This is a genomic window from Pseudoalteromonas sp. NZS71_1, from assembly GCF_015864305.1.
Lineage (GTDB): Bacteria > Pseudomonadota > Gammaproteobacteria > Enterobacterales > Alteromonadaceae > Pseudoalteromonas > Pseudoalteromonas arctica.
In genome coordinates this window covers 1-534 of the sequence record NZ_JADYXM010000043.1, presented here as the reverse complement: position 1 = coordinate 534, position 534 = coordinate 1, and the positions used below count along the sequence as shown (strand labels likewise).

General features: G+C 35.4%; 1 protein-coding gene. It reads left to right on the top strand.

Translation table 11 applies throughout. From position 1 onward, the window contains the following. Window positions 1–129: 129 nt before the first annotated feature. On the top strand, window positions 130–534 hold a 405-nt coding region (locus tag I6F43_RS20015), incomplete at its 3' end, for an REP-associated tyrosine transposase (protein ID WP_197103768.1).

The window sequence follows — 534 nt, the reverse complement described above, 5'->3', positions numbered from 1 at the left end:
GTAAAAGCTGCGCTTTTAGTGCGCCAGCAAGCAAGGCGCCTACATGGTCACCATACACCAAGGATAAAAATCCACGTAGGCGTGAAGCTTGCTCGCGCAATTTAATTTATTCAAATGGAAATTAATTATATGGCTAACACACATAAACGTTTAAAAGGACGCTGCACTTCGGTAAACGCTTATTACTCTATTACAATTTGTTGTGATTTTCGTAAGCCATTATTTGCTAACTTTTTATGTGCTCGGCTAATTGCGAGTGAACTCATTAGATTTTCAAGAAAAAATTCACTTAATACTATCTGCTACGTAATCATGCCTGATCATATACATTGGATTTTACAGTTAAATAGTAGCCTTGACCTTTCAAACTTAGTTAGGGATTTTAAAAACATTACAACTTATAGACTTAATAAACATAGTGGTACACACGGAAAGATATGGCAATCAAATTACTATGACCACAAAATAAGAAATGATGAAGATTTAATAGGTCAAGCAAGGTATATAGTGGCAAACCCTTTACGTGCTGGCTTA